The 5,643-nt window shown below is 24.5% G+C and carries 7 protein-coding genes; 6 read left to right on the forward strand and 1 reads right to left on the reverse strand.

Features of this window, described 5'->3' with window-relative positions; translation table 4 throughout:
* Window positions 1–240 precede the first annotated feature (240 nt).
* The 3 genes from BST80_RS03795 (at window position 241) to BST80_RS03805 (ending at window position 3,482) form a co-directional block, all read left to right on the forward strand.
* A complete protein-coding gene (locus BST80_RS03795) occupies window positions 241–615 on the forward strand; it encodes an MBL fold metallo-hydrolase (RefSeq protein ID WP_415746030.1) in 375 nt (124 codons plus the stop codon).
* A gap of 375 nt (window positions 616–990) precedes the next feature.
* Window positions 991–1,956 (forward strand): DNA polymerase III subunit delta, encoded by a 966-nt coding sequence (holA, locus tag BST80_RS03800; protein WP_415746031.1) that lies wholly within the window; start codon window positions 991–993, stop codon window positions 1,954–1,956.
* Window positions 1,957–1,991: 35 nt separating this feature from the next.
* Window positions 1,992–3,482, forward strand: coding sequence for a hypothetical protein (locus BST80_RS03805; RefSeq protein ID WP_415746032.1), 1,491 nt, complete (start codon window positions 1,992–1,994; stop codon window positions 3,480–3,482).
* 73 nt (window positions 3,483–3,555) lie between these two features.
* Here the strand turns inward: BST80_RS03805 and rpsT are convergent, their stop codons facing one another.
* Window positions 3,556–3,807, reverse strand: a complete 252-nt coding sequence (gene rpsT, locus BST80_RS03810) for a 30S ribosomal protein S20 (protein ID WP_415746033.1) — start codon at window positions 3,805–3,807, stop codon at window positions 3,556–3,558.
* Window positions 3,808–3,954: 147 nt separating this feature from the next.
* On the opposite strand from rpsT, the gene BST80_RS03815 reads away from it, so the two are divergent.
* From BST80_RS03815 to BST80_RS03825, 3 genes are all read left to right on the forward strand, one after another.
* On the forward strand, window positions 3,955–4,242 hold the full coding sequence (locus BST80_RS03815) for a hypothetical protein (RefSeq protein WP_338990021.1): 288 nt from the start codon (window positions 3,955–3,957) through the stop codon (window positions 4,240–4,242).
* Window positions 4,243–4,308: 66 nt separating this feature from the next.
* Entirely contained in the window at window positions 4,309–4,740 is a 432-nt protein-coding gene (gene rpiB / locus BST80_RS03820) for a ribose 5-phosphate isomerase B (protein WP_415746034.1), read from the forward strand.
* Window positions 4,741–4,749: 9 nt separating this feature from the next.
* Window positions 4,750–5,562, forward strand: a complete 813-nt coding sequence (locus BST80_RS03825; RefSeq protein WP_415746035.1) for a hypothetical protein — start codon at window positions 4,750–4,752, stop codon at window positions 5,560–5,562.
* Window positions 5,563–5,643 lie beyond the last annotated feature (81 nt).

A 5,643-nucleotide genomic window follows, 5' to 3' on the forward strand; every position in this document is an offset into this window, starting at 1 on the left:
AATTCTTTATCATTAATAAAATCAAATTTATCAAATTTCATAATTTTAGATTCCTATAATTTCTATTTTAAATATATTTTATAGGAATTTTAAAATAACTAGATTATGCAAGAAGTCTATTATATTCTTTTATGAGGAATGAATAAAAGTGTGTTTGGAAACAAAATATTTAGAATATTTTGCATTCTATCAATAATTTGTTATAGTTTGCAATCATATTTTACTAGTATTCATTATTCAATGACAATGTTAAATGTTGGTAACGGTCAAACAATTGTTTTTCAAGACAAGCGTACTTTAAAAACAATTTTATATGATGTTGATGTTGGCTATGGTCGTTCAAAACAATTAGTTAGTAATTATTTAAAATGAGCAGGTATTAATTGAATTGATGCTATTTTTGTTTCACATCAACATGATGATCATAAGAATAATTTACCAACTGTAAAAAAATATTTTAATGTTAAACAAGTAATTCAAAATGATACAAAATTGAAAACATTTCAATTTGGTAGATTAGGATTTACTGTCTTACATAAAACAATTAATGATAAAGATGAAAATAATAATAGTTTAGTGCTTTTGGTTAAAATAAGTCAATATCAAATTTATTAACAGGTGATATTAGTAAAAAAATTGAAATAAATTTATTACGAGAAAAATTATTTCCAATCACTCTGTTACAAGTTCCGCATCATGGTTTAGAAACTAGTTCAAGCTTAGCATTTTTACAAAAAATAACACCAAAGGTTTGCTTCATCTCTGGTGAAAAAACAAAACGCCAAAATTATCCGCCGCCAATTGTTGTTGAAAATTTAAAAACAATTAGGTGTCAAATTTATTTTACAAATGGTAGAAGAAATCTTCAATTTAATATTATGTCAGCATCAACAACAATTAAATTATTTTAAATCCTTAATTTATTTTTTATTTTATATGATAATATTACTTTGTCAGAAGTTTTAGAACATTCTAAAGGAGCTTTAAAAGATGTTTTTAATATATGGAGAAGATGCTTTTTTAATTAAAATGCAAAAAAATAAGATTTTAAAAAAAATTAATCCTGATAATGAGTATGATTTACAAGAATATAATTACTTAGAAGACCCCCTATTATCTATTCTGAATGATGCCAACACAATTCCAATGTTTTCAGGAAAAAGAATAATAATAGTTAATGATAGTTATTTTCTTACAGAAGAAAAGATTAAGACAAAAATAGACAATAAAAGTTATTTAACAAGTTTAATGGAATATTTAGCAGCTCCAAATCAGAGTACTTTTATTATTTTTATTTGTCCAGTCAATAAACTTAGTAATCGTTTAAAAATAACTAAACAAATGTTAGCGTTAACTAGTGTTTTAAAAGCAACAAATTTATCATATAATGAATTAATTAAGTTTATTGATGATTATATTACAAAGCATAATGGGACGATTAAACAAAATTTAATTCCTAAGATTGTTGAATATTTGCCAAATAATTTATATATTATTAAAAATGAATTAGAAAAATTATTATTAATAAATTCAAGTATTACGATGGAATTAATTGAAAATAATATGACAAAGTATTTAGATACCGATATTTTTAAATTAGTTGATGATTTATTAAAAAATGATTTGAATAGTTTTTTAATAAATTATCATTATTTACAAGAACGCGGTTTAAATAGTATTGCTTTATTAGCATTAATTACCAATAGTATTATTTTTACAAGAGATATTATTGTTTTATCTGCTTTAAAAAAAACACCTTCACAAATTGCAGAAATTTTACAAATTCATCCGTTTCGAGTAAAAAAAATTTCAGAGCATATGCATAATTTCAGTATTAATAAAGCAAATAATATTATTCAAGAATTATTTTGAATTGATTATAATATAAAAAAAGGTATAATAAGAAAAGAAATTAGTAGTGATTTGTATTTAATTAAATTATTTGATATAAATTAAATTATTACAAAAAGAGAGATGAGGGACATAAATAAATGAAAGAAAATAAATTATATGCCCATATAGTTTATACATTATATAATATCTTTAACGATGATAATATTAAGGCACAAGTAATAGTTAACCAGGACTTTAAAAAATTAGTAATTCAACAAATTTGTAATTTATTAACATTAGAAAAAGAATTTAATGCAAATTTAAATGATAATAAATTTACTCTTTCATTTGCTCAAGTTTTGGCTGATATTACTAATGAATCAGAAACAATTGAAAAGGTTGACGGGGCTACTTTTAATATGTTAGATGAAGAATATGTTGCTTTTGTGCAATATATTGTTTCAAATTTTAGTGTTGAAAAAAATTATATTACAAGAGAAAACATCGTCACTAATGAGTTAATTGATGCCACAGCTGATTTTACTGATGAAAAAGCAATTGATAATGCTCGTGAGAAGTTAAAAGTTAAAGCTAATGAAGAAGGGACAGACGAATCACAACCGGAAGTAGGACCAGCAAGAGGAATTGGAGGCATAGGAGCGCCAATGGGTGGCATTAGCCCGGACTTTAGTGATCCAAGTAAATTTGATATGTCACAAATGATGCAGCAAATGGCAAATATGCCAATTCATCCACGCTTAGACCCACGGTTTTATTTTTATACTTCAAAACCAAAGTATATGCCAATTTTAAAGAAAATTGTTGCTGGTTTTGTTATTTTAGCTTCTGCTTTGTTAATTTTATTGTGATTTTTAAATTCCTATTTAAATATCTATTTAGACACAAAAGTAATTGTTTATACAATCCCAGGAACTAGTGCAGTTGTTATTATTGGTGGTGGGGCTGATAGTGCTTTACATAATGCTAACAATAATTTTAGTGAAGTATTTAGTTTTGGTTCAAAATATAAATTTTTATTAATGCAGTCCGTCGGATTGCAAACCTTCTCAGGAATTTTATCGATTTTGCCAGGAATTTTTTTGGGTTATGAATTATTAGGGAAAAAGCGTTTTAAACGGGATAATTATGTTGTTAGATTCTGACCAGTTGTATTATCAATCATTATTCTTCTTTATTCTTCATTGTCATTAATTCAAGTATTATTACCAAATGTTGTTGAGAAATATTTTAATAGTATATCGGTACCTAATAATGGCTATATTATTAAAAACGACCCACAATTAGAAATAACAGAATGATTATTATTACCAGATTCAGATTTAACTATGACAATTAATAGTTTAGTAAGCGAAGTTTATAATAGCACAACTTACCAAGTATTACATATTTTTACAATTATTTCAATGATTGCTGGTCTTCTTGCGGGAATTATGGTTATTATTTTAGCAGTTTTAGCTCCTAAAACAGACCGTAATAAATTAATTCGTGCCAATACAGAATACCAAAAAGCAGTTACTGTAATGATGAATGGACAAAAATATGAAATGGATCAAACATTATTTGATGATGAGTTTAAGGATGATAATGTTTTTGAAAAAGATGATTCTAATAAATCAAAAGATAAATAAAAAAAATCATATTAATTATGATTTTTTTTTATTTTTTTAATATTTACTGTCTTTGTTGAAAAGGATTTTGAAATTAATGTGCTTTAAGCATTAATCTGCTTTTAACACGAGCAGCTTTATTAGCATGATAAATTCCTTTAGTAACTGCTTTGTCAACTAAACTAATTGCAGTATTAACTAATTGTGATGCGTTTGCTTCTTGTACGTTAATAGCGATTTCTGCTTTTTTGATTGCTGTTTTTACTGATGATTTAAAAGATTTATTTGCTAAATTAGCTTTTGAATTTGTTTTAACTCTTTTAATTTGTGATTTAATATTAGCCATTTTTGCTCTCCTTTCGACTTTTAATACACAAAGAAATTATAGCAAATAGATAAAAAAGTGTAAAAGAAAGTACTACTTTTTTAATATTTTATCATTATTTTTTTTAAATATATCTGTATAATAATTGTAAAGTAGGTGGATATAGAAATGGGATATTATTATCAACACCGTTTAGGGTTTTCTTTTCATTGTTTGCAACGAATTCGAGAACGAATTCCTGCTTTTAAAAATGAAAATGACTGAATTATTAAAGAAAAAATTATTAAAATGATTGATAATTCTTCTGATCGAATTGAGACAACAAAAAATTTATATATTAAATTGGATGATTTAAAAGGGAACTTATATGTTGTAGTTGCAAAACAGACAAGATTAATTGTAACAGTAACTCCAATGAGTCCTGGAAAATTATTGGATATTATTACAAGGAATTAATTTTTGTTTTTTATTTAAAAAATCAATATGTTATAGTTAAATTGTAGGAAAAGGAGAACAACAAGAATGAAAATTGTGATTGGGAATGATCATACAGGTATTGAAATGAAAAATGCAATTGTTAAACATTTAATTGCACAAAAATATGAAATTATTAATTTAGGTGCAGATAGTATTGAGGCAGTTGATTATCCTGATATTGGTCAAGCTGTTGGTGAACGTGTAATTAAAGAAAAAAATAGTATTGGAATTATAATTTGTGGAACAGGAATTGGAATTTCAATTGCGGCAAATAAAGTAAAAAGAATTAGAGCAGCATTGTGTAATGAAACAATGCTAGCAAAATTAGCGCGCGAACATAATAATGCTAATGTTTTGGCATTGGGTGCTAGAGTTATTGCAAATCAAAATGCAATTTGAATTGTTGATATGTTTTTAAATAGTACTTTTGATGCTGGTCGTCATACGCTTCGTGTTGAAAAACTTAATAACCTTTAGGATAAAATTATGAATAATTGAGATAATTTATTTTTGTATCCTTTTTTAACAATTTTACTTATGTTAGGATATATAACTAACTTGGTTAAAAAAGGAATAAAATCTTTTTATCAATGAGTTTTTATTATTCAGCATTTTTGTTTTTGGTTAGCATTATCATGTTCACTAACTTTAAATTATAATTTTATCATTTTTGATTTTGCTAAAAATATTAATTCAATTACTCTTTTATTAGTAGTTAGTACATCTTTATACGCGGTAATCTTTTTTATTCCAGCTTCATGAATTACAGGATTATTTCAAAGTCGGAAATTATGGTTTTGAATTTCATATTGCTTAATGTTTTTAGGAATTTTATTAGTTTTTATTTTACCGCAAAATTGAATTACTATGATTATTTGTAGGATTACTTTTAGCTTTGGTGTTTCAACAAATTCATTATGATATTTAAGTTTTAATGAGATTTATTTTTATCGAACTAATCCTTTTGCAACAGTAACTTTAAATTTACCAATTGTTGTAATAGCGAATATGACTGGTGCTAATGTATTTATGTTTGTTAAAAATTTTAATAATAGTGAATTAACATTCCGTTATATTATTTTTGGAATAATTACTATTATCCTAATGTTTTCATTTGCTTTTTGTTTTTATATGCCGGAAATTAAAAACAATATTGGTGCTTTTTCTCCGAAAGTTTTAAAACATTTTAGTACATTTTCATGATGAAAAATTATTGTTATTCTTAGTCTATTATTTTTTATTGCTATTTTAAGAGAATTAAATCAAGGTGATTTTTTAAATATTAGACTTCTTGCATAACCTATTAAAATAATTGTAAATATTTTTAAAAAGATACTAATAGCAAATTATAATTTTAATTAATTATGTCTTTTATTTAAA

This window comes from Spiroplasma sp. Moj, from assembly GCF_016082285.1.
Lineage (GTDB): Bacteria > Bacillota_I > Bacilli_A > Mycoplasmatales > Mycoplasmataceae > Spiroplasma > Spiroplasma phoeniceum.